Below are 23,221 nucleotides of genomic sequence, written 5' to 3'. Positions count from 1 at the left end.
AGGTTAATTGTAAAAAAATCAACAACATAACAGCCAGCGCCAATAACCCAAGGCCAATGAGCAAACTGCGATTAACGCCCTGTAATGCCAGCGCTAAGCTGCTGCTTTCTTGTGCCACAGAAACCCAAAAAATCACTTCACTATCAGGTAGTTTTACTTTTTGTTGCAGCACCATAAGTGCTTGCCCAGTAGGTCCTTCCGTCACAAAATCATCAAGACCAAATTCATTATTCAAATGGCTAAAATCAAGTTCTGTTTCCCATAAGGAGCGCGAGCGTTTTAACACCTGATTATCGGTTTGAATTTGCCAATACAATCCCGAATAAGGTTGGTTAAATCGCGGTTCGGACAAGGAGTTAATCGGCATGACATCGAATGGGGCATTGCGGTTTGCCGAGTCTAGCGTGGGCGGTTGCACCTCGAGACGACTTAATAATTCATCTAACGATAAGGTTAATTTAGTCACCAATTCGCTACGTAGATAGTCTTGCATGTAACGCTGTACGGTAAACCCAGTGACTAGGATCAGCACCACGCAACAACCTCCCGCAGCAAACAGTAAGCGATTTTTTAATGAATGATGTTTCAATCCTGCGCGATCCTATAACCTAATCCACGTACCGTTTCGATCATCTTACTACCAAGTTTTTTGCGCAATCGGCCGACAAAAACTTCGATCGTATTAGAGTCACGATCAAAGTCCTGAGCGTAAATATGTTCAATCAAGGTAGCCCGAGATACCACTTGTCCTAGGTGCAACATTAAATAACTCAGCACTTTAAATTCATGTGCTGTCAGGGTAATGCTCAAGCCAGCTCGAGTCACCGTGGATGCCGAAATATCTAAACGAATATCACCAACAGTCACAATTGATGAGGCTTTGCCCGCCGCACGTCGCACTAAGGCCTGTAAGCGCGCAACTAACTCGCCCATTTGGAATGGTTTTGCTAGGTAATCATCGGCTCCGGCATTCAAGCCTTCAATTTTTTCGTGCAATAACGACCGTGCAGTAAGGATAATAACGGGCATGGTCAGGTTTTCAGCGCGCCATTTTTTCAATACCGTTAAACCGTCAATTTTAGGCAAACCGAGATCGAGTACCACAGCATCATAAGTTTCGGTCGAGCCCATAAAATGCGCTTCTTCGCCATCATAAGCACAGTCAACAATAAAGCCCTGCGCGGTTAATTGTCGCTGCATTTGTTGGGCTAATTGCGGTTCATCTTCAACGATTAATACTTTCATGCTTACCTACTCTGATTAAAAAAGCGTTCAAGTTTATGACCTTTAATGGCTAATAAGCGGAACGTTTTGGCGTCAAAGTCTGCTTTGACCACATTGCGATCGGCATCGAGAATCTTGATCTCGTATATCCAAATATCATTTTCGCTGTAATCATCATCTTTTTCGAGTTCGACTTTAATCACCCGACCATTAAAATCACGCTCAATAATGGCTAATAAATCAATAAACGGACTGATCTCTTTTGCCTTCACCGCGGCAGTGACTTCGTCAAGGTCTTCTTCATATTCGATATGCGGCATTGCCACACTTTGCCATGACATAAAGATTAGCATGACAGTTAATAAGATTCGTGTTTTCATAGGTTCTAGAGTACCGTTGTTTAAATGAATAGAACATTAACAGGGTCAAATTTTGCTAAAATATTATTACTTAATACTGATTTTGCTAAGCCCAGTAACGCTTGCTAATCCAGCGCATGATCAACCAGAAAAATCCATAGCGCAAGTGATTGAACTGCTTGTTGAACAAGGTTTTCATGATATTTCTAAAGTTGAATTTGATCATGACGATAATCACTATGAAATTAAAGCGCGTAACGCCAACAACGAAAAAGTTGAAATAGAGCTGACTACCACTGGTCAATTTATCTCAGTCGAAAAAGATTAATTTTATCCTGCCAGACCTTATGTTTGGTAAGTAATACAGGAATACCCATGACCGATTTCTCGTCAACCCCATTTGGCAACACCATCACCAGTACAGATGTGCTGACGTTATTAACCGCGCAAGCTGGCTGGCAAAATAAATACCGCCAATTGATCCAACTCGGTAATAAGATCCCAGCATTAAGTGATGATTATAAAATAGCAGAAAATCAAATTAAAGGCTGTGAAAGCCAAGCTTGGTTAGCACTGAATTGTGATAATGACGGGCGATTATGGTTTGGTTTAGATTCCGATGCCCGTATTGTCAAAGGCTTGATGGCAGCGTTACTTGCTGCTGTTAACGGTAAAACCCGTGCTGAGATCGCCGCATTTGATGTCGATGATTACTTTGCTCAACTGGGTTTTATGCAACAGCTTAGCCCTTCGCGAGGCAATGGCTTAAAAGCAGTAATTGCAGCGATTAAAGCGGCTTAAAGTTAACATGACTATCTAACATACCGCTAAATGAATTGATTCTGCAAACCGCTCAAGACATCCCTGTTCGCTTAAACAAGGGCATCCGTGCCCTTGTATGTTTGCGCCACCAATATCATTTAGCTAATTAATTTAGCGTGTTTATTTCTGCAAGTTTTTAACGATCAACGCCGTCCCCATACCACCGCCAATACACAACGATGCTAAGCCGTAATCGACACCACGCTTTTGCATTTCGTGTAATAACGTCACCGTAATACGACCGCCCGATGCACCTAATGGGTGACCAAGAGCAATAGCGCCACCGTTAACATTGGTCTTATCGGCAAACCACTCCATATCAACGTTGTGCGCTTGAGTCAGGTTAGTCATGACCCCTAACGCCTGCGCAGCAAAGGCTTCATTAAGTTCTAACAACTCCATTTGTTCCAATGACATATCAGCACGTTGCAACGCCTGCTCAATTGCAGGTACCGGACCTAAGCCCATAACTTGTGGATCAATACCACCCTGGCCATAAGCAATCAGCTCTGCCATCGGCTCTAAACCGTATTTTTCTACTGCCGCAGCAGAGGCTAAGATGATCGCTGCCGCACCATCGTTAATACCAGATGCGTTTGCCGCCGTTACTGAACCATCAGCTTTAAATGCTGGGCGCAATTTAGCTAAGCCTTCAACGCTGGTATTATCTTTTGGATATTCATCGGTGGTAAAGCTTTGTGTTTGACGACGAACTTTGATTTCAACGGGTACAATCTCATCAACGAAACGTTCAGCCGCAATGGCAGCTACCGCTTTGTATTGGCTAGCCACTGCAAAGGTATCTTGTTGTTCACGGGTTAAGTCAAACTGCTCAACGATATTTTCCGCCGTCATGCCCATGTGGTAATTGTTAAATACGTCCGTCAGCCCATCGTTAATCATGGCATCGACCATGGTCATGTTACCCATTTTAGAACCAAAACGCGTTTTCGCTGGCATCAAATAAGGAATATTAGACATACTTTCCATACCTGCAGCAACGACGATATCGGCATCACCGGCTTTAATATGCGCAGCACCATCCATGATGGTTTTCATGCCGCTGCCACAGATCATATTTAACGTATAAGCAGGCACATTAGCAGGAATACCCGCTTGTATTGCCGCTTGACGACCCGGTCCCATGCCTTGACCCGCACTAATCACATTACCAACAATCACTTCATCAACAAGCTCTGGATTAACCTTTGCAGCTGCTAATGCGCCTTTAATTGCCGTTGCACCTAACGTAGCTGCATCAACACCGGCTAAGCTGCCACCAAAACTACCAAGGGCCGTACGCTTTGCTGCAACAATAAATACTTCACTCATACCTTGTTTCCTTACTTGATGTGATCAGTTTGGTTTTTCAAACATGTGTTTGAATGGTATCACAAGTTGTTAACATAACCGAGTTAAAGGCGATAACTCTGAGTCATATTTACGGTGCAATCACATAAACATCGCTGGCGTATTTTAATCAGGGGAAAAATAAAGCTAGGTGCTAGATACAAAAAAACCAGCGAATACACGGGGTATCAGCTGGTTTTAATCACTTATTCAAAACCTTATTCAGGTCGGTAACGCGCTTCTCGTTCTGCTAATTTTTTCAATACTCGCGAAGCAGCGATTAAACCAAAGCTAGCCGTCACCGCGGTTGAAGAACCGAAACCACTTGAACAGTCCATACCTGTTGCGCCATCAAGAAAGTTCTTGGTCGAGCACACTTCGCCATCTGTACCTGGGTAAATTAATTGCTCGGTTGAGAATACACACTCAATACCAAAGCGACTGGTTGGGTTTTTGCTGAAGTTATGTAAGCGACGCAGATCAGAGCGTACTTTCGCCGCTAATGGATCTTGATGGGTGCGAGATAAATCCAACACTTGAATTTGGGTTGGATCGATTTGACCACCCGCAGCGCCAATGGTAATGCATTTGATTTTTTGGCGATTACAGTGTGCTAACAGTGCCGTTTTTGAACGTACGCTATCAATCGCATCAACCACATAGTCGAAGTCTTTGCTGATATGTAGGCCGACTTCATCAACCGTAATAAAATCATCGATTGGCGTCACGATACATTCTGGATTAATGGCGCGAATACGCTCAGCCATCACATCAATTTTCTGCTTACCGATGGTATCTTTTAAGGCATGAATTTGACGGTTGGTATTAGTCACACAAATATCATCCATGTCGATCAGGGTGATCTTGCCGATACCTGAACGCGCTAAGGTTTCAGCAGCCCAAGAACCCACACCACCAATACCAATCACACATACATGCGCTTGACTAAAAAATTGCAGTGCTTTAACGCCATATAAACGCGCAATACCACTAAAACGATTGTCATATTCAGCTGACATACCCTACCCCAAATCAAGCAAAAAACGCATTATACTGATTCAGTCCGATAACACAAAGTTTGTGGTCAATAACACTTTCATCAGAATAGTATTATTGACCGCCAGACTAGACAGCTTTTTCAAATTTGTGTATTTAAAATGAGGCTTTACCTTAACGGATTTACGCTATGTTTAATCTACTGACTTCTGCACTGGCTTCACAAACACGTTTATGGGCTGGCACCAAAGCAGCCAAAACCACGATTAATGAGCAAGATCCGTTAATCATGTATGACAATGAAGCCGACCCACTATGTCGCTTAGTACGTGAAGCGATTTCAGAATTAAACCTTGATGTGCTTATTATTCCTTGTCCAAAAGGCGGCGAGCGCCACAAGCAACAACTGCAAGAAATGTATAGCACAGATAAGATTCCATTCTTGATTGATAAAAATACCCAGACCATCTTAAATTCGGCGTCTGAGATCATCAGTTATCTATACAAGTATTATGGCAATTGCAGTGCGCCGATCCGATTACGTGCCAATCTGTTTAACTATGCCAGTTCGACTACGGCCTCATTAATCCGTTTTAATGCCGGTAAAACCAAGACTCCTGCAATGGAACCAACCGACCCACTGGTTTTATATAGCTTTGAAAGTAGCCCTTACTCACGTCCAGTTCGTGAAACATTATGTGAATTAGAACTGCCGTATTTGTTGGTGAATTTAGGTAAGCAACGCTTTGGTGAATTGGGTCCTGCAACAAGACGCTTAAGCCCAGGCGAATACAGCCCGCTACCAGAAACCAAGCGCAGTGCATTCTTTGCTGAGCATGGCACAGTACAAGTGCCGTTCTTAAAAGACCCTAACACTAATGTGGATATGTTTGAGTCAAAAGCTATCGTGAAGTATTTGATTGCCACGTATGCACTTTAGATTACTTAGCCCTAAGTAACCAGAGAATGTATAACAATTGTTATACATTCTTACCGCTGACCAAGTACAAATAAATATCCGCTTTTAGGATGGTCAAATTTACAACATCTAACTGCATTTACCTTACTTCAGTTAAAGACGATTAATTCGAGCGCCCCGGTACTGAGATTTAACTACATCATTAACCCCTTTTCCTTCAGAAATCAACCTAGGCTAAAAAGCAAACGATACACGCATTTTCATTAATGCTTCACAGACAGTGGCTTAAACCTGATATAGCACTCGCAAAAGCAACCCATCGCATATATAAATTTCGCTGACGACAATACACATCGCAAACCTTATACTTTTGAGGTATAACAATGGCATTTACAATAAGCCAATTCACATCAATAAGCTCGCAGCAAAAGAAATAAAGCAGCTTGTGCAGCAGTTAACAAAGGTATTACGACAGTAACACCACCAAAAGCGGCTAAATAATTTTAATTAGGAAATAAGCATGATAATCAAACCAGTAATTAAAGGCGTAGTCGCAAAAACAGCACATCCTGAAGGCTGTAAACAAGCGGTACAAAACCAAATTAACTTTGCTAAAGCTGAAAACAATATCGTTGACGGCGCTAAAAAAGTACTTATTCTTGGTGCATCTTCAGGTTTTGGTCTGGCATCACGTATTGCTCTGACTTTTGGTGGTGCAGAAGCTGATACTATCGGAGTCTCATTCGAGCGCGGTCCAAGCGAAAAAGGCGTAGGTACAGCAGGCTGGTATAACAATATTTTCTTCCGACAAGCGGCAGAGCAAGAAGGTCGCATCGCGAAAAACTTCGTTGGTGATGCATTTTCACCACAAATTCGTCAGCAAGTTGCTGATTATATCCGTGATGAATTTGGCGGTAACGTTGACCTTGTTGTTTACAGCTTAGCAACAGGTGTACGTCCAAACCCTGCAACTGGTGAACTGTGGCGCTCGAGCCTAAAAACAGTAGGCGAACCGTTCTCAGGCCAAACCATTAATATCGAACAAAATAGCCTAGAAGATTCAGTATTAGAGCCGGCTTCAGCAGCAGATATTGCAGCCACTGAAAAAGTAATGGGTGGCGAAGACTGGCAAGAATGGATCCAATTATTATTAGATGAAAACGTATTAGCACCGAGTGCTAAAACAATAGCTTATTCTTACATCGGTCCAGAAGCAACTTACCCTATCTACCATCAAGGTACCTTAGGTATAGCGAAGAAACACTTGCACGCAACCAGTGACGTATTGAATAAGCAACTCGCAAGCATCGGTGGTGAAGCTTATGTGTCAGTGTGTAAAGCACTGGTAACTAAAGCCAGTGTCTTTATTCCAGCGTTCTCCCCCTACATTCTGTGTTTATTCAAAGTAATGAAACAACACGGTTTACACGAAGGTTGTATTGAGCAAATGCAACGTATGTACTCACAACGTTTGTATAACCCAACCGCAGTACCTGTTGATGAAGGTCGCTTGATCCGGGTTGATGACTGGGAATTACGTACTGATGTGCAAGCTGAAGTCGCTAAATTAATGAAAGAACTAAATGCCGGTAATTTTACAGACATTGGTGATTACCAAGGTTATAAGCAAGAATTTTTAGAACTTAACGGCTTTGCTTTAACCGGTGTTGATTATGCCAAAGCAACAGACATGGAAGCATTAACGTTAATGCAGCCATAAGTTAGCCAGTAAATATTAGCGACAAAAAAGCCCGGTAAACATCGTCATGTTTACCGGGCTATATTAGCTAAACCTTGATGCTGACATCAGCTATTAGCCAACGATTTTTTTCATGTCTGACATGTAACCACGTAGTTTCTTACCGATAACTTCTACAGGGTGATTACGAATCTCTTCATTCACGTCGATTAGACGCGCATTATCAACACTGTTTGATTCAGCAGCGAATGCAGAACCCATCAATTCAGTTGGTAGCGCGTTTACGTAGTCACGTAATTGTGGACCCGCTTCGTGAGCAAATAGGTAACAACCGTATTCAGCTGTATCAGAGATAACAACATTCATTTCATATAAACGCTTACGTGCAATCGTGTTCGCTATTAACGGCGTTTCATGTAGTGATTCGTAGTATGCAGACTCTTCAACGATACCTGAAGCAACCATGCTTTCGAATGCTAGTTCAACACCCGTTTTAATCATAGCGACGAATAGCGTACCGTTGTCGAAGAATTCTTGTTCGTCAATAACGATGTCTGATTCTGGGTAGTTTTCGAATGCAGTTTCGCCAGTCTCTTTACGCCATTTAAGTAGGTTAACATCATCGTTTGACCAGTCAGCCATCATCGTTGATGAGAAGTGACCAGTGATGATGTCATCCATGTGCTTTTCGAATAATGGGCGAAGTGTAGTTTTCATTTCTTCAGCCATTTCAAAGGCTTTAATTTTAGCAGGGTTAGATAGACGATCCATCATGTTAGTGATGCCGCCATACTTAAGTGCTTCAGTGATTGTTTCCCAACCGAACTGAATCAATTTACCTGCGTATGCTGGTGACTTACCGTCAGCAACCATTTTATCAAATGCGAGGATTGCGCCTGTTTGTAACATACCGCAAAGGATAGTTTGCTCACACATAAGGTCGGATTTAACTTCAGCAACAAACGAAGACTCAAGAACACCAGCGCGATCGCCACCGGTAGCCGATGCGTATGCTTTAGCAATCGCAAGACCATCACCTTTCGGATCATTTTCAGGGTGAACAGCGATTAGTGTTGGTACACCGAAACCACGTTTGTATTCTTCACGTACTTCAGAACCAGGACACTTAGGTGCAACCATAACAACTGTGATGTCAGAACGCACTTGCATGCCTTCTTCAACGATGTTGAAACCGTGAGAGTAAGCTAGCGTTGAATCTTTCTTCATCAACGGCATGATCGTTTCAACAACATTTGAATGCTGTTTATCAGGAGTAAGGTTTAATACTAGATCCGCCTGTGGGATCAAGTTTTCGTATGTATCTACAACGAAACCATTTTCAGATGCATTTAGGAAAGATTGACGTTTTTCAGCAATTGCTGCGCCACGTAATGCATAAGCAATATTAAGACCAGAATCACGCATGTTTAGGCCTTGGTTAAGACCTTGCGCGCCACAACCGACAACTACTATGTTCCAATCTTTAATGAAGTTACAACCGTCAGTAAATTCACTGCGATCCATAAAACGACATTTGCCAAGTTGCTCTAACTGCTGGCGTAAGTTTAAAGTGTTAAAATAGTTAGCCATGTTGCTCTCCATGAGAATTTAGTAATTTAAATGTGCTATCACTACTCCAGTGATGCGCTATGTATTTACTATATGCTAAGTTACTCATTGCTGGAAATGATATATTTACAATACAGTATTGCATTATCTGCAACGTAAACATTTATCCAGTACAAATTAGGTTAATATCAGTATTTACAGCATTAGCGATGCACCACAGCCAGTAATAACGACCACAAAAATTAAATAAATAGTGGATTAAGCTAAGTTCGACTCAGTTAAAATTTTTACCATTAGTAAATAAAACCAGCAATAACAACAGATAAACTTTATACCGTCAGGAAAAGTGCCATATGGATATTCGTTCACTACAACTTTTTTTACATTTAGCCACGACCTTACACTTTGGTAAAACTGCAGAAGCGATGCATGTCAGCACGTCAACACTGACTCGCACCATGCAGCGCTTAGAAGAAGCCGTTGGCAGCCAAATTTTTACCCGTGATAATAGATCTGTTGCGCTCACTGAAAGCGGTAAACGCTTGCGCAGCTTCGCCCAGCAAACCCTCGAGAATTGGACCCAGCTTAAAGCCGACCTGAGTTGTAATAGTGGCGAACTCGATGGCGAACTTAAAATTTTCTGTTCAGTAACAGCAGCCTACAGCCACTTACCTGCCATATTAGATAAATTCCGTTTATTACATCCCAACGTCGAACTAAAACTTATCACCGGTGATGCTGCTATGGGCATGCAATTAGTTGATGAAGAAAAAATTGATATTGCCATTGCTGCGCATCCCGATCAAATCTCTAACCGCTTAAAGTTTGTCGAGATAGCCAAAGTACCGCTGTCTATCATTACCCCGGTGATTTCCTGCCAAGTACAGCAACAAATTATGCAGGATAATATTGACTGGAATGCCGTACCGTTTATCTTGCCGGAACACGGTCCCGCCCGTAAACGTATTGATAAATGGTTTAAGCAGATGAAAATTAAACCGAGTATTTATGCCACAGTGGCTGGGCACGAAGCCATTGTCAGTATGGTAGCGCTAGGACTAGGTGTCGGTATAGCCCCTGCCGTGGTGGTGGATAACAGTCCGGTTCGCGATCGGGTATTAACCTTTGAAAATAGCAATAAAATAGACCCTTTCGATCTGGGGTTATGCTGTCAGCGTAAACGCTTTGACGAACCTGCGATTGCGGCATTTTTTAGCATGACAAAGCACTGAGTCATTATTGTAATCTAAGTTAAATATGATTAAGAGTCGCGGACTAATTCGGCTATAATCGAGCACACGTTATTTCCCTTATCATTGTTAATATGGAGTTTTCATGGGATTCAAAAAAATATGCTTGGCAATGCTAGCCACGCTAACCTTAAGTCAAACCGCCATCGCCAATGAATTACCAGCGCAATTTTCAACAGTTGGCCTTAATGCACCAGCAGGCCAACAAGTTAATGGCTTTCGTTTTTCACTGTTTCACGGCCAAACTGAAACAGTGCACGGTTTTGACATGGCGGTTTTGGGTTTATCTGAAGTCGATAAGCTGGAAGGCGTGAGCTTCAATTTATTACTGGGCGCAAGTAAAGTAAATAATGAGTTCTCAGGTGCCTCATTTAGCTTACTCAATTGGCATTTAGGTCATGATACCGGTTTTAACATGGCATTAGTGAATAATACCACGCATGTAAAAGGCGTTAATCTGGCCATGGTTAATTTATCAAAAACAGTTGCTGGCGCAAATGTCGGACTGATTAACTACAGTGAAAAATTATCACTGGTGGATTTTGGTGTGATGAATTATGCAAAAACAGCGAAATTTCAAATTGGACTGTTTAATATGACCGAAAACTTGCAAGGTTTGCAGATCGGGTTATTAAATTATGCTGAAAACGGGGTCGTAAAAATCTTACCACTGATCAATTTTAAGCATTCATTTTAGGTCGATTAATCGATAATTAAAATGCTAGACTAACCTTAGACAAAATTAACGTATCGTTAAAGAACAGTTAAACTCACTCAGTAATTAGGTGCCGTATGATCAAGCCACAAAAATTAGAAGAAATAGCCAAGCAAATACATGAATCACTACCAACGAGTGTAAAGTCGTTAGGTACCGAAGTAGAAAAGAAGATCCATCAAGTATTGCAATCACAACTGAACAAGCTTGATCTGGTTAACCGTGAAGAATTTGAAGTACAAACGAAAGTACTGTTACGTACGCGTGAAAAACTAGCTGCATTAGAAGCTCGTTTAACAGAGCTAGAAAAATAGTATGTCAGCCTGATACTGTTAACTATGACCATTGTTAATCGTATCAGGTTAATATTACGCAGCCACGAACAACGCTCTACTATCTATCCAACTACTGTTCAATTTTCAGCAATAACACATCGACCCAATTTATTTCATGCTTATGGATCCGTTCATTGGCTATATAATGTAATACTTGCCCACCGTGAAGCTGAAGATCCATGGCTGGATTTAATTTAAAACCATTGCCCTTTTCATCATCAGCCACCGCCATCAAGGTCATACCGTGCTTTTCTCGTAATGGCTGAAACACATCACCGACCGTCATTTCCGGTACATTTTCCAAGGTTAAACAATACAGCGTCGCTTCATCTAGGGTTGAAAATAATTGCTCATGAACGATGCTCGCTCCCGGAGACTGCATCGTTCTCACTAAGATCTCGGCATGACGTGAACTTGAACACTCCACATTGGGGCAATGTGCACGCAGTAATTCAGCTTTACTTTCTTCATGGAAATACGCGCTAATATGTGTCTGTTTCGAAGTATGTGAAGAGGCACTTAATGCCATAGAAAGCGTCATTTCATCATTCTCGCCATCAACAATGATCGAACTCGCCTGCGCCATGGCAATACGTGCTAACTCATCCTGGTGGGTAAACGATTCTAATTTGGCAAATTCCACATCTAATAGTTGTGGAAACGGATGACTCATATCTCGCTCAACACACAAAATTATTTTGCGTTTCTGACGTTTTTTATCTGCCAGTATCAGTTCTAAAATGCGTTTAGTGCGATGCGCACGCCAACCTAAAATTAAAATATGATCGCGATAAGTACTAAAATCTTTTTTTCCATTCATACCTTTCCTTGCAATAATCACAATAGCTTGCGTTGTTTTACCAATCGCAGCACCAAAGATTAATAACCCAAATGGGATCTGAATGAGCGCAACAACCAATTGCCCACTGGCTGTGGTCGGCGAGAGATCACCAAAACCAACCGTAGAGATCACCACCACGGTATAATAAAAAAATGTCAGAGGTTCGGTTAATGTCGTTTCATTGCTTAACCACAACAATCCCCAGACCACCGCCAAGTAACTACAAAATATCAAAAATAAGTTAGCCCAACGTAACTCAGCAGTGAGCTTACGTAATGCTAAACTAATAAGTCGCGATATATACATATTGCCCTAATTATCATGAGTGGTGAGCTGCTGACGAATAAGCGCTGCCGTTTGCAATGGTTGCTCTAATGGGAATAAATGGCCGCCATCAACCTCAACCACTTTAATTTGTGGTTGTTTACGTACGAATCGCGCCACGACTTCTGTCGATAGAGTATCGGAATCTCGACCTCTGATCAGCACGGTATCAGTGGTTAATTTTTTGATACTCGACCAAGCCCAAGGCACCGTCTGATAAATGCTTGCTTCCCATTCACGACTATAACTAAGTTTGAAACCGTCGTCGGTTTGATATAAACCTTCGGCCATGTAATCTGCTAACACACTATCGGAAATACCTTTAAAGCCCCGGACTTTACGATGAAAATCGAAACCTTGTTCAATATTAGCAAACGTATCTGGACGTCTTAATGTTTTTTCAACTAAAGGCAGTTTTTTACGTAAAAAATCAGGTAGATTTCGCATTACCCAAATCAGGTGGGGCGCAAGAATAACCGGATCTAAGAGAATGAGTTGTTTAACTTTATCTGGTTCACGTACCGCACAAATGATACTGATTAAGCCCCCCATAGAATGGCCAACTAAGGTAATAGGCTCTGGCTGTGCAGCAATAAAACGACAAGCATCGTCGATCATTAAGCGCCAATTATCAAAGTCTTCTGGCACGGGTAATGGCCATAACGGGCGTTGATATACAGCACTCACTTTATATTCATCAGTGAGTGGCTGTAACATTTTCTGATACATAGCGGGCGGAAAACCATTAGCATGAAAAAATACCACATGCTCACCTTCTCCACCAATATGCTTAGCGGGTAAGCCTTCAGCAACATTTCCCTGCGCTGTTAATTGATCTGCTATCCATTGCTTCATAACTTACCTATATATTAAAGTTTATTCAGGTACTAACCATTCTAAACGGAAAGATGCGTCTTTATCTTGCGCTAATTCTTTTGTTAACCAAGGCAGCAATTCTTCCATTTGTGATACCAATTTCCACGGTGGGTTAATCACTACCATACCAGTACCTGTCATACCACGTTCGCCAGTATCGCCTTTAACGCATAATTCGATCACGAGAATTTTTTTAATGCCAGTACCGACAAAGTCACGCATCAAACGATCAATTGTGCGACGTTCGATAACTGGATACCATAACGCATACGTACCCGTAGCAAAACGACGGTAAGTTTCTGCTATCTCTTGTACAACCTGGCGGTACTCTGATTTAATTTCATATGATGGATCCAGCAGCACTAGACCACGTTTATTACGCCCTGGTAGCAAGGCTTTCAGCCCTTCATAAGCATCTTTTTTGTGTACACGTGCTTGACGATCACCAGCAAATTCTTGCTCTAACAATTTCACATCGGCAGGATGCAGTTCTGTCATTTGCATACGGTCTTGTTCACGTAACAATAATCGTGCAACTAACGGTGAACCCGGATAATGCTTTAATTTCGAGGTTTTATTTAATTGTTTAATCACATTTAAATAAGGGATTAATGGCGCAGGTACTTCACCTTGTTGCCAAATACGCGCGATACCATCAACGTATTCCGCTGTTTTTTCAGCGTTTGCACTCGATAAGCTATAACGACCCGCGGCAGAATGGGTATCGTGATAAATAAAAGGCGTATCCTTTTGTTTTAACGATTCTAAGATCAGTACTTCAACAGCGTGTTTAAGTACATCTGCAAAGTTGCCAGCATGAAAGCTGTGACGGTAGCTCAGCATAATATTTCCAATATAAAAAGAGAGAGATTTATGCGCTAAGGGTATCACTGTTTCATAAATCAAGGTAGTGATCTGCGATGCCGATGAGAATCGAAAAGAACCACTGAGAATCAATTCATTCTCAGTGCTCGGCTATTAACGCAAGATAGTTAACAATGACTGCTAACGGTAAATTATCGCAGCAGTGTTAGTGCGCCAAAAAGAATTTGTACGCTGGATTATCGGTTTCGTCTTTATATTGATAACCTAATTTTACTAAATACGCTGAAAAAGCTTTTACTTCACCGTCTGGCAATTCAAAACCAGTTAATACTCGGCCATACGCAGCGCCATGATTACGGTAATGGAACAAGGTAATATTCCAGTTCATCCCCAGGGTTAGCAAAAATTTCTGCAATGCGCCCGGATGCTCTGGAAACTCAAAGCTAAATAAGCGTTCTTGCAAGGCTTCCGCTGGACGCCCCCCCACCATATAACGCACATGCTGCTTGGCCATTTCATCTTCAGACAAATCAACCACTGGATATTCAGCATCTTCAAGCAGTTTGATCACAGTGTCTAGCTCAGGAGTGCCTTGTGGGGTGCGTAAACCAACAAAAATATTTGCCGATGCGCGATTAGAATAACGGTAGTTAAATTCGGTCACCGCACGATTGCCAATTAACTCACAGAATTTTAAGAATGCCCCCGGACGTTCTGGGATTGTCACCGCCAATACCGCTTCTTTTTTCTCGCCATACTCACTGCGCTCAGATACGTAGCGTAATGAGTGGAAATTAACATTGGCACCACTTAATATCGCCGTCATGTTCTTATCACGCAAATCTTTCAATTCAGTATATTTTTTTAATCCAGCTAACGCTAATGCACCTGATGGTTCAGCAATGGCACGGGTATCTTCAAAAATATCTTTTAACGAGGCGCAAATTTCATCACTGCTCACCGTGATCACGTCATCAATAAATTCATGACACAAACGGAAGGTTTCAGTACCAATCCGTTTTACCGCCACGCCATCAGCGAAAATCCCAACACGGTCTAGAGTAACCGGTTCACCAGCATCCAGTGCAGCACGTAAACAGGCAGAATCTCGAGGCTCGACGCCAATCACTTTAATAGAGGGTTTTAGTTGTTTGATATAAACAGCGATACCCGCCGCCAGACCGCCGCCGCCAACAGGCACAAAGATATAGTCTAAATGGGCGTTTTGTTCGAGCAGTTCTCGCGCGATAGTCCCTTGTCCCGCGATAACATCCGGATCATCAAATGGTGGTATCAGCGTATAACCTTGTTCCGCTGATAATTTTTTAGCATAGTTAGAGGCTTCATCAAAACTATCACCGTGCAGGCATACTTCTGCACCAAATCCGCGTACTGCACTGACTTTAATCTCAGGGGTAATGACAGGCATAACAATAGTGGCTTTAATACCTAACTTCTTAGCAGACATCGCGACGCCTTGGGCATGGTTACCGGCAGACGCCGCAACGACACCACGTAATTTTTGTGCTTCTGTTAATTGTACTAACTTATTAAACGCGCCGCGTAATTTAAACGAATGTACTGGTTGGCGATCTTCACGTTTAAGTAAAATAGTATTCCCCAGACGTTCAGACAATTTAGTTAATGGCTGTAACGGGGTAACCACGGCAGCTTCATAAACTGGTGATAATAAGATCTTACATAAGTATTCACTTGCTGTAAGTAGCGAGTGGTCTTGTTGGGGTTCGTTATTTGTCACTTTATCATCCATTGAAATTTAACTGACAAGTTAACGCTTTGGCATGCCATCGTTAACGCTATTATCTAGTTTTAATACTTAGTACTATTACCTAGTTATAACAACAATCGAAACAGATAAAAAGAGCTAACACTGGATAACTTTTAGCAGGAAATAAAAAAGGGAGCATTAAGCTCCCTCTCTGGTATTACTTTCTAGTTATTAAGCTGTTTCAACTTCACCTTGAGGTTCTGCATTAGCAACATTAATGTTTAGCTCGCCTTCAGATTTAGCCACGATAGTGTTAACCGCAGTGTCACCGATAACGTTAGCAGAGGTACAGAACATGTCATTGATACGGTCAACCGCTGCAATGATTGCTAGTGCTTCAACAGGCAGACCCATTTGTGTTAGTAACACACCGATCATTACGATACCGCCACCAGGTACACCACCTGCACCAACAGATAGTAGTAAGATGGTTAGACCCATAGTGAACAAGTCAGTCACTTGGATTGGCGTGCCGTATGCGTTTGCAGCAAATACGGTTGCAATAGAGATGTAGATAGAAACACCAGACATGTTCATTGTTGCGCCAAGTGGCACACCAAAACCAGCAACTGTTTTCGATACACCGATTTTCTCAGTTAGGGTACGCATAGTTACTGGGATAGTTGCGTTTGAGCTCGCTGTCGATAGTGAGAATAGGAACTGCTCACGGATCTGACGACGGAACGTAGCTGGGCGGATACCGGTAGTTGCCCATACTGCTAGCGGGTATACAACTAGAATCCAAACAACAAGTAAGGTTACAACGAGACCAACATAACTTGCCACTGAAGCCAGTGTAGCACCATCAAGTGTTGCACCTAATTGAATCATTAACGCGAATACACCAAACGGGGCAAAGCTCATGATTAGGCTAACAAGTTTCATCATGATGTCATTAGCGATTTGGAATGCATTGATCGCTGGACCACCTTTTGTGTCTAATGCTTGAATCGCGAGACCTGTGATGATTGCCATGAAGATGATTTGTAACATGTCACCAGAAGCAAATGCTTGTACTGGGTTGCTTGGTACGATGTTTACGATGAGTTGACCGATATCAGGTGTTTCAGTTGTTGCTAGCTGTACCGCGGTACCACCTAATTCAGCAAGGTTAGCGCCAACACCTGGTTGCACAATCATTGCCACAATAAGTGCTACTGTGATTGCGATTGCTGTATTAGCGAGGTAAAGGAAGAAAGTTTTGCCACCTAGGCGACCGAAACTTTTAATGTCTTTTAGTTCACATACACCACATACAATAGAGATGAAAACTAATGGTACAACCATCAATTTAATGAGTGATACAAACATAGTACCGACTGCAGTTGCTGCACCGACAAAGTATGTGTCAAGGAACGATCCTGCACCAAAGCCATACTGAACGATGGTACCCAGTAGCAAGCCCACAAACAGGGATATAAATATTTTCGAACTTAGTGATTTATCCATAACAAACTCAGCCTTTCAATTATCATAGTAGTGTGTGTGTGTTTATTTGCTTATATATATTTTTTTATAATTTTACAATTCTTTGCACTGCAAGATTTGCTGAGTGGAGAGTATTACAACTCCATTGACGAAGGGAAGCAGTTCAATCATCTGGCAGTTGGAATATAGAGGTTGGTCACACATCCAAGCCATTTACAACTTTTACCAGTGTGCAACATCCGAGCAATCATCAATAAAAGGGGCTTTAAATCGTGAAACAGCAATTTTACCGAGCTTAAACCACTAAAAAGCCTTATATACTCAAAAGTAGGCATTAAATCGATAATAATTAAAATCTAATAGCAACGCTACTTTTAACAAATGTAGTGATTTGTAGCGTAAATTTAACCTAAGTTACCAATACGAACCAATAAATCGAATTTAGCTAAACTATTCAGGAAGAGGTAAGATAAGAGAAGGCGCTCAGGAGGGCTCTGAACGCCGAAAAGCAAACTAGGTAATTATTCTGCTGCAGCCTTTTTTAATGGTTCTTCTGTTGCTACTGGCTCATTTTCCACAACATCAGTCACCTTGTCAGACTCAACTATTGTTAAAGCACTATTTGCAGTTTCAATTGTTGTAGAGTCAGGTGTTAACGTCATTGTCTCTGGAAGTTCAATCGATTCCTCCGGCACAATTTCTGTCACGATGGGTTTTGGTGCTGCGCATAAACGATAGTCGGTATTTTCATTATCACGCCAAAATTTACGGTTATGACGGATCATCGCGCGGATCTCCGTGATATAGGCTTCTTTTCTTTCTGAATAGTTAATTAATCCCGCCGCAAGCGCACAGGCATTAATACTTTCATCATTAATACGCAGCTCGCTACGAATGTCACGTAGCGGTAAATAACTTTGATTACGGTTAATGTTACGGAAGTACGATCGCACAGAGGCTTCTATCGAATCAAAACTCGCCACTTCATGGTCAGCGCCTTGATCACGTTGGTTCGGCACGATGCCACAACCTTTGCTAAAGCACCATTGGCCGAAGAAGTTATGACCCTCTTTAGCAAAACGAGACGTCCCCCAACCCGTTTCATTAGCGGATTGACTAAACACCAGTTCTTCTGGAATGACATCGACTTGAGCTAATAATGTCGTAATCACTTGCTGATCAGTATCAGCCGTGACTTTATACATGTCAGCCATCGCTTGCAGCTGAGCTTGCTCGTCGGTGGTTAAGGTGGCTTTAGTCTGCCAAGTAGTCAGTAATGCACGTTCAGCTAAGACTTCGGCAGTGACAACATCAAACGCAGGTTGTAAATAATTAAAGAAGGCAGTTTTTTTAGCATTAACATCACTGATAGCTGCAAAGTCAGGCACATCGGACTTTTCTGTGTCAGCAGTATTATCAAATTGAAGGACAGTATAGAGACCAAATAGACCGATCCCGGCTGTAAGGATTAACGCAGTTATTTTCTTTTGCATACAAAAAAGCACCATTAATAAATAATGGTGCTAATTTAACACGTTATTGCAATAAGCTAGATTATAAAATCATGCTCTTTGGTGCAACGAACGGTAAGTTATGTGCTTCAGCAACATCTTGAACAGTGACGTGACCAGCGATAACGTTTAGACCGTTAAGCAGGTGCTCATCTTGGATTAGTGCTTCTTTCCAACCTAGGTTAGCAAGTTTGATGATGTACGGTAGTGTTGCATTGTTTAATGCGAATGTAGATGTTTTCGCAACAGCGCCAGGCATGTTAGCAACACAGTAGTGAACAACGTCATCAATGATGTAAGTAGGGTCTTGGTGTGTAGTAGCATGTGAAGTTTCGAAACAACCACCTTGGTCAATCGCAACGTCAACAACAGCAGCACCAGGTTTCATGCGTGAGATAAGCTCTTTTGTAACTAGTTTAGGCGCTGCAGCACCCGGTACTAGTACAGCACCAATTACTAGGTCAGCTTCTAATACATATTTTTCGATTGCATCATGCGTAGAGTAAACAACTTTTAGACGACCGTCGAACTGGTTGTCTAGGTTAGCTAGTACTGTAAGGTTACGGTCTAACATAGTTACGCTAGCGCCCATACCAACAGCCATTTTCGCTGCATTCATACCAACAACACCGCCGCCGATAACAACCACGTTTGCAGGAGCAACACCCGGTACGCCACCCATAAGAAGACCACAACCACCTTGTGATTTTTCTAATGCTTGTGCACCAGCTTGAATTGACATACGACCAGCAACAGCAGACATAGGCGCAAGAAGTGGTAGACCACCGTTTACATCTGTTACTGTTTCATAAGCGATACAGATTGCTTTACTCTTGATTAGGTCTTCAGTTTGTGGAAGATCTGGTGCAAGGTGAAGGTAAGTGAATAACACTTGGTCTTCACGTAACATTGCACGTTCAACAGCTTGTGGTTCTTTAACTTTAACAATCATGTCTGCAATTGCGAAAATTTCAGCAGCTGTGTTTAGGATAGTTGCGCCAACAGCTTCATAATCGCTATCGCTAAAACCAATACCAGCACCAGCAAATGTTTCAACATTAACAGTATGGCCATGTGCAATAAGCTCACGTGCACTTGCAGGAGTCATACCTACGCGATACTCATGGTTTTTAATTTCTTTAGGTACGCCGATAATCATATGCTGTTTACTCCGATTTATGGTTTATTTAACTGGCTGAGAAAAGCTTCTCGATATATAGGTGAAGTATAGACGCAGAACTACAGAATTAATCACTAAAGATCATTCTAATTTCAAGGAAATTTTATATAAGATTTGTTAAATCGATGTTAAACAGAGGATAATTTTTTCTGTGAGCAAGATCGCCCTCAAAAAAATAGCTTTGCGGTAATCATAGTAGATTACCGCAAAGCCCTTGATGTAGATCATGGCGAAGTGCCAGATAATACTAACGAGGTAGATTAAATCAAGCTTCTATCACGTACCGCGCCTTTATCAGCACTTGTGGCAAAGTGACCATAAATACGTAGTGCTTGAGTTACTTTACGTTCACGAATTTCCACTGGTTTCCAAGCTTGATCACCACGGTTTTCCATTTCAGCACGACGTTCCGCTAAAATATCATCAGCAACAACCAAGTTCATTGAACGCTCTGGAATGTTGATATCAATAATATCGCCATCTTCAACCAGACCAATCAAGCCACCGCTTGCCGCTTCTGGTGAAGCATGGCCAATAGATAGACCCGACGTACCACCCGAGAAACGGCCATCAGTAATTAATGCACATTCTTTACCTAGTCCCATTGATTTCAGGTAGCTGGTTGGGTAAAGCATTTCTTGCATACCCGGACCACCTTTAGGGCCTTCATAACGAATAACAACAACGTCACCAGCTTTAATTTCACTGGCTAGAATTGCACTTACCGCAGAATCTTGGCTTTCAAATACCCGTGCAGTACCACGGAACAATAAGTTGTCATCGGCAACACCCGCTGTTTTAACAACCGCGCCATCAATAGCAATGTTACCTGTTAATACGGCAAGACCACCTTCTTGGCTGTACGCATTTTCGATTGAACGAATACAACCGTTAGCACGATCATCATCCAATGAATCCCAGCGACAATCTTGACTAAAGGCCTTGGTAGTACGGATACCAGCAGGACCTGCCGAGTACATTTTCTTCACGGCTGCAGATTCAGTCGTCACGATATCAAACTTAGCGAGCTGTTCAGCCATTGTCATGCCCATTACGGTCATATTGTCTGTATGCAATAAACCAGCACGGTTCAGTTCGCCCAAAATACCCATCACACCACCGGCGCGATGTACATCTTCCATATGATAAAGCGGCGTCGACGGTGCAACTTTACATAACTGCGGTACTTTACGTGATAGCGCATCCATATCCGTTAAGCTGTAATCAACTTCACCTTCAATCGCTGCCGCAATTAAATGTAATACTGTATTGGTTGAACCACCCATGGCAATATCAAGGGTCATGGCATTTTCAAACGCTTCACGATTAGCAATATTACGCGGTAATACTGATTCATCATCTTGCTCATAATAACGCTTACACAGATCAACAATACGACGACCCGCATTTAAGAATAATTCTTCACGATCAGCATGGGTTGCGACTAATGAACCATTACCCGGTTGTGATAAACCTAATGCTTCTGTTAAACAGTTCATAGAGTTTGCAGTGAACATGCCTGAACATGAACCACAAGTAGGACACGCGCTACGCTCTACTTTTTCGACATCTTCATCTGACACATTTTTATCTGCGCCCATTACCATGGCATCAACAAGATCAAGTTTAATCAGTTGGTCTGAAAGTTTGGTTTTACCCGCTTCCATTGGACCACCGGAAATAAAGATAACCGGAATATTAAGACGCAGTGCCGCCATCAACATACCAGGGGTGATCTTGTCACAGTTAGAAATACACACTAATGCATCGGCGCAATGGGCATTCACCATGTATTCAACAGAATCGGCAATTAAGTCACGTGAAGGTAAGCTATAGAGCATGCCGTCATGACCCATCGCGATACCGTCATCGATAGCAATGGTATTAAATTCTTTGGCGATACCGCCGGCTTTCAAAATTTCATCGGCAACTAGTTGGCCCATGTCTTTTAGATGAACGTGACCCGGTACAAATTGGGTAAATGAATTGGCAATGGCAATAATAGGCTTACCGAAATCTTCTTCTCGGGTACCAGTAGCACGCCATAAGGCACGAGCACCCGCCATATTACGGCCTTGGGTAGATGTTGCAGAACGCAGTTTAGGCATAGGTTCTCTCCATGAAACAAAATAAACAGTAAATAAAGGAGGCGGCTCTGCGCCTCACCTTAATAATTAAATCGACTCTCGGTCGTGCGTAGGTAAACAACACCTACCTATATAAATAATAAACAGTAGCAATAATCTAATAATGACGCTTAGCTTGGATCAGCAACGTAATCCAACCAACCCCATTTGTCTTCACTCTGACCTTTAATCAAAGCAAAGTAAGCACTCTGTAGGCGTTCAGTAATTGGACCACGTTTGCCCGTGCCAATTTCAATACGATCAACCGAACGAACTGGAACAACTTCTGCAGCTGTACCGCACATGAACATTTCGTCGGCTAAATACATGGCTTCACGAGCAATCGGCTCTTCACGTACTTCATAACCAAAATCACGTGCTAATACCATCAAGGTATTACGGGTTAAACCCGGTAAGATACATGCCGTTGTCGGTGGGGTGTGGATAACGCCATTCTTAACGAAGAATAAATTCTCACCCGCACCTTCAGAAATAGTGCCATTCACATCCAGCGCAATACCTTCGGCATAACCATGACGTTTCGCTTCTGATGAGATTAATTGTGATGATAAATAGTTACCACCGGCTTTGGCGCCAGTCGGTATAGTATTTGGTGCAAGGCGGTTCCAAGAAGTAACGCAAACATCAACCCCTTGTTCTAAACTTTCATCACCCAGATAAGCGCCCCAATTCATCGCTGCAACAAGTGCTTCGCACACGGTTGATTTTGGTGTTAAACCAAGACCAACATTACCAATATAAGCCAGAGGACGTAAATAAGCATTAGTCAGGCCATTGGCTAATACCGCATCTTTACAGGCTTGTTCTATTTCTTGCTTTGAATAAGGAATGGTCCAGCCATAGATCTTAGCGGAATCAAATAAACGTTGGATGTGTTCTTGTAGGCGGAAAATAGCCGGGCCCTTGGGCGTATCATATGCACGAATACCTTCAAATACAGATGAACCATAATGTAGAGCGTGAGTAAAGACACTCACTTGTGCTTGAGACTCCGGTACCATCTTGCCATTAAACCAAACTTGCTGTTCAGTATTCGCCATAATTGCTGCTTCCTTTAGCTGT

General features: G+C 42.2%; 21 protein-coding genes and 1 pseudogene. 7 read left to right on the top strand and 15 right to left on the bottom strand.

What is annotated here, in order from left to right; all coding sequences use genetic code 11:
• From QNK26_RS10270 to QNK26_RS10260, 3 genes and pseudogenes are all read right to left on the bottom strand, one after another.
• Positions 1-589: pseudogene (locus tag QNK26_RS10270) on the bottom strand (ATP-binding protein); the annotation flags it as partial.
• Positions 586-1,245 carry a response regulator transcription factor gene (locus tag QNK26_RS10265; protein ID WP_319222701.1) on the bottom strand — a complete coding sequence of 220 codons (660 nt, stop codon included), beginning with the start codon at positions 1,243-1,245 and terminating at the stop codon, positions 586-588. The pseudogene QNK26_RS10270 and the gene QNK26_RS10265, both read right to left, overlap by 4 nt.
• A 2-nt stretch (positions 1,246-1,247) precedes the next feature.
• Positions 1,248-1,604, bottom strand: coding sequence for a PepSY domain-containing protein (locus QNK26_RS10260; protein ID WP_319222700.1), 357 nt, complete (start codon positions 1,602-1,604; stop codon positions 1,248-1,250).
• A gap of 52 nt (positions 1,605-1,656) precedes the next feature.
• On the opposite strand from QNK26_RS10260, the gene QNK26_RS10255 reads away from it, so the two are divergent.
• Entirely contained in the window at positions 1,657-1,911 is a 255-nt protein-coding gene (locus QNK26_RS10255) for a PepSY domain-containing protein (protein ID WP_319222698.1), read from the top strand.
• Between the two features lie 47 nt (positions 1,912-1,958).
• Positions 1,959-2,384 (top strand): cysteine desulfurase sulfur acceptor subunit CsdE, encoded by a 426-nt coding sequence (gene csdE, locus QNK26_RS10250; RefSeq protein ID WP_319222696.1) that lies wholly within the window; start codon positions 1,959-1,961, stop codon positions 2,382-2,384.
• 141 nt (positions 2,385-2,525) lie between these two features.
• Here the strand turns inward: csdE and QNK26_RS10245 are convergent, their stop codons facing one another.
• Both QNK26_RS10245 and tcdA read right to left on the bottom strand, forming a co-directional pair.
• Positions 2,526-3,737: an acetyl-CoA C-acetyltransferase gene (locus tag QNK26_RS10245; protein WP_319222694.1), complete on the bottom strand. Its 1,212-nt coding sequence runs from the start codon at positions 3,735-3,737 to the stop codon at positions 2,526-2,528.
• A gap of 236 nt (positions 3,738-3,973) precedes the next feature.
• The gene (gene tcdA, locus QNK26_RS10240) at positions 3,974-4,774 is read right to left on the bottom strand and encodes a tRNA cyclic N6-threonylcarbamoyladenosine(37) synthase TcdA (RefSeq protein ID WP_319222692.1); all 801 of its coding nucleotides are present in this window, start codon (positions 4,772-4,774) and stop codon (positions 3,974-3,976) included.
• Positions 4,775-4,941: 167 nt separating this feature from the next.
• Between tcdA and QNK26_RS10235 the strand changes: the two genes are divergently transcribed.
• Both QNK26_RS10235 and fabV read left to right on the top strand, forming a co-directional pair.
• Positions 4,942-5,691 carry a glutathione S-transferase N-terminal domain-containing protein gene (locus QNK26_RS10235; protein WP_319222691.1) on the top strand — a complete coding sequence of 250 codons (750 nt, stop codon included), beginning with the start codon at positions 4,942-4,944 and terminating at the stop codon, positions 5,689-5,691.
• Positions 5,692-6,190: 499 nt separating this feature from the next.
• Entirely contained in the window at positions 6,191-7,390 is a 1,200-nt protein-coding gene (gene fabV, locus QNK26_RS10230; protein ID WP_319222689.1) for an enoyl-ACP reductase FabV, read from the top strand.
• A gap of 93 nt (positions 7,391-7,483) precedes the next feature.
• Here the strand turns inward: fabV and ilvC are convergent, their stop codons facing one another.
• The gene (gene ilvC / locus QNK26_RS10225) at positions 7,484-8,959 is read right to left on the bottom strand and encodes a ketol-acid reductoisomerase (protein WP_319222688.1); all 1,476 of its coding nucleotides are present in this window, start codon (positions 8,957-8,959) and stop codon (positions 7,484-7,486) included.
• Between the two features lie 332 nt (positions 8,960-9,291).
• Here ilvC and ilvY point away from each other — a divergent pair, with 332 nt between their 5' ends.
• The 3 genes from ilvY (at position 9,292) to ubiK (ending at position 11,217) form a co-directional block, all read left to right on the top strand.
• Complete coding sequence (ilvY, locus tag QNK26_RS10220) at positions 9,292-10,170, top strand: HTH-type transcriptional activator IlvY (RefSeq protein ID WP_319222687.1); 879 nt, start codon at positions 9,292-9,294, stop codon at positions 10,168-10,170.
• Positions 10,171-10,273: 103 nt separating this feature from the next.
• Positions 10,274-10,885 (top strand): LA_2272 family surface repeat-containing protein, encoded by a 612-nt coding sequence (locus QNK26_RS10215; RefSeq protein WP_319222686.1) that lies wholly within the window; start codon positions 10,274-10,276, stop codon positions 10,883-10,885.
• 95 nt (positions 10,886-10,980) lie between these two features.
• Positions 10,981-11,217, top strand: coding sequence for a ubiquinone biosynthesis accessory factor UbiK (gene ubiK, locus QNK26_RS10210; RefSeq protein WP_319222685.1), 237 nt, complete (start codon positions 10,981-10,983; stop codon positions 11,215-11,217).
• Positions 11,218-11,308: 91 nt separating this feature from the next.
• Here the strand turns inward: ubiK and QNK26_RS10205 are convergent, their stop codons facing one another.
• From QNK26_RS10205 to QNK26_RS10165, 9 genes are all read right to left on the bottom strand, one after another.
• Positions 11,309-12,385: a potassium channel family protein gene (locus tag QNK26_RS10205; protein WP_319222683.1), complete on the bottom strand. Its 1,077-nt coding sequence runs from the start codon at positions 12,383-12,385 to the stop codon at positions 11,309-11,311.
• Between the two features lie 6 nt (positions 12,386-12,391).
• The gene (locus QNK26_RS10200; protein WP_319222682.1) at positions 12,392-13,258 is read right to left on the bottom strand and encodes an alpha/beta hydrolase; all 867 of its coding nucleotides are present in this window, start codon (positions 13,256-13,258) and stop codon (positions 12,392-12,394) included.
• A gap of 21 nt (positions 13,259-13,279) precedes the next feature.
• Positions 13,280-14,122 (bottom strand): 23S rRNA (adenine(2030)-N(6))-methyltransferase RlmJ, encoded by an 843-nt coding sequence (locus QNK26_RS10195; RefSeq protein ID WP_319222681.1) that lies wholly within the window; start codon positions 14,120-14,122, stop codon positions 13,280-13,282.
• Positions 14,123-14,309: 187 nt separating this feature from the next.
• Positions 14,310-15,875: a threonine ammonia-lyase, biosynthetic gene (gene ilvA / locus QNK26_RS10190; RefSeq protein WP_319222680.1), complete on the bottom strand. Its 1,566-nt coding sequence runs from the start codon at positions 15,873-15,875 to the stop codon at positions 14,310-14,312.
• Between the two features lie 189 nt (positions 15,876-16,064).
• Positions 16,065-17,342 (bottom strand): dicarboxylate/amino acid:cation symporter, encoded by a 1,278-nt coding sequence (locus tag QNK26_RS10185; protein ID WP_319222679.1) that lies wholly within the window; start codon positions 17,340-17,342, stop codon positions 16,065-16,067.
• 500 nt (positions 17,343-17,842) lie between these two features.
• Positions 17,843-18,814, bottom strand: a complete 972-nt coding sequence (locus tag QNK26_RS10180; RefSeq protein ID WP_319222677.1) for a glucosaminidase domain-containing protein — start codon at positions 18,812-18,814, stop codon at positions 17,843-17,845.
• A gap of 61 nt (positions 18,815-18,875) precedes the next feature.
• Positions 18,876-19,991, bottom strand: coding sequence for an alanine dehydrogenase (gene ald / locus QNK26_RS10175; RefSeq protein WP_319222676.1), 1,116 nt, complete (start codon positions 19,989-19,991; stop codon positions 18,876-18,878).
• A 281-nt stretch (positions 19,992-20,272) separates the two neighbouring features.
• Positions 20,273-22,120, bottom strand: coding sequence for a dihydroxy-acid dehydratase (ilvD, locus tag QNK26_RS10170; RefSeq protein WP_319222675.1), 1,848 nt, complete (start codon positions 22,118-22,120; stop codon positions 20,273-20,275).
• Between the two features lie 149 nt (positions 22,121-22,269).
• The gene (locus QNK26_RS10165) at positions 22,270-23,199 is read right to left on the bottom strand and encodes a branched-chain amino acid transaminase (RefSeq protein WP_319222674.1); all 930 of its coding nucleotides are present in this window, start codon (positions 23,197-23,199) and stop codon (positions 22,270-22,272) included.
• Positions 23,200-23,221: the final 22 nt, after the last annotated feature.

It is taken from the genome of Moritella sp., from assembly GCF_033791185.1.
Taxonomy (GTDB): domain Bacteria; phylum Pseudomonadota; class Gammaproteobacteria; order Enterobacterales; family Moritellaceae; genus Moritella.
The sequence above is the reverse complement of the archived record's forward strand: the minus strand, read 5'-3'. Positions and strand labels throughout refer to the sequence as shown.

Coding starts and splice junctions, on each gene's coding strand:
- QNK26_RS10265 (WP_319222701.1), bottom strand. CDS start 1,245: ATGAAAGTATTAATCGTTGAAGATGAACCGCAATTAGCCCAACAAATG.
- QNK26_RS10215 (WP_319222686.1), top strand. CDS start 10,274: ATGGGATTCAAAAAAATATGCTTGGCAATGCTAGCCACGCTAACCTTA.
- QNK26_RS10260 (WP_319222700.1), bottom strand. CDS start 1,604: ATGAAAACACGAATCTTATTAACTGTCATGCTAATCTTTATGTCATGG.
- QNK26_RS10200 (WP_319222682.1), bottom strand. CDS start 13,258: ATGAAGCAATGGATAGCAGATCAATTAACAGCGCAGGGAAATGTTGCT.
- QNK26_RS10180 (WP_319222677.1), bottom strand. CDS start 18,814: ATGCAAAAGAAAATAACTGCGTTAATCCTTACAGCCGGGATCGGTCTA.
- ilvY (WP_319222687.1), top strand. CDS start 9,292: ATGGATATTCGTTCACTACAACTTTTTTTACATTTAGCCACGACCTTA.
- ilvA (WP_319222680.1), bottom strand. CDS start 15,875: ATGGATGATAAAGTGACAAATAACGAACCCCAACAAGACCACTCGCTA.
- fabV (WP_319222689.1), top strand. CDS start 6,191: ATGATAATCAAACCAGTAATTAAAGGCGTAGTCGCAAAAACAGCACAT.
- QNK26_RS10245 (WP_319222694.1), bottom strand. CDS start 3,737: ATGAGTGAAGTATTTATTGTTGCAGCAAAGCGTACGGCCCTTGGTAGT.
- csdE (WP_319222696.1), top strand. CDS start 1,959: ATGACCGATTTCTCGTCAACCCCATTTGGCAACACCATCACCAGTACA.
- QNK26_RS10165 (WP_319222674.1), bottom strand. CDS start 23,199: ATGGCGAATACTGAACAGCAAGTTTGGTTTAATGGCAAGATGGTACCG.
- ilvD (WP_319222675.1), bottom strand. CDS start 22,120: ATGCCTAAACTGCGTTCTGCAACATCTACCCAAGGCCGTAATATGGCG.
- QNK26_RS10235 (WP_319222691.1), top strand. CDS start 4,942: ATGTTTAATCTACTGACTTCTGCACTGGCTTCACAAACACGTTTATGG.
- tcdA (WP_319222692.1), bottom strand. CDS start 4,774: ATGTCAGCTGAATATGACAATCGTTTTAGTGGTATTGCGCGTTTATAT.
- ubiK (WP_319222685.1), top strand. CDS start 10,981: ATGATCAAGCCACAAAAATTAGAAGAAATAGCCAAGCAAATACATGAA.
- QNK26_RS10185 (WP_319222679.1), bottom strand. CDS start 17,342: ATGGATAAATCACTAAGTTCGAAAATATTTATATCCCTGTTTGTGGGC.
- ald (WP_319222676.1), bottom strand. CDS start 19,991: ATGATTATCGGCGTACCTAAAGAAATTAAAAACCATGAGTATCGCGTA.
- QNK26_RS10205 (WP_319222683.1), bottom strand. CDS start 12,385: ATGTATATATCGCGACTTATTAGTTTAGCATTACGTAAGCTCACTGCT.
- QNK26_RS10195 (WP_319222681.1), bottom strand. CDS start 14,122: ATGCTGAGCTACCGTCACAGCTTTCATGCTGGCAACTTTGCAGATGTA.
- ilvC (WP_319222688.1), bottom strand. CDS start 8,959: ATGGCTAACTATTTTAACACTTTAAACTTACGCCAGCAGTTAGAGCAA.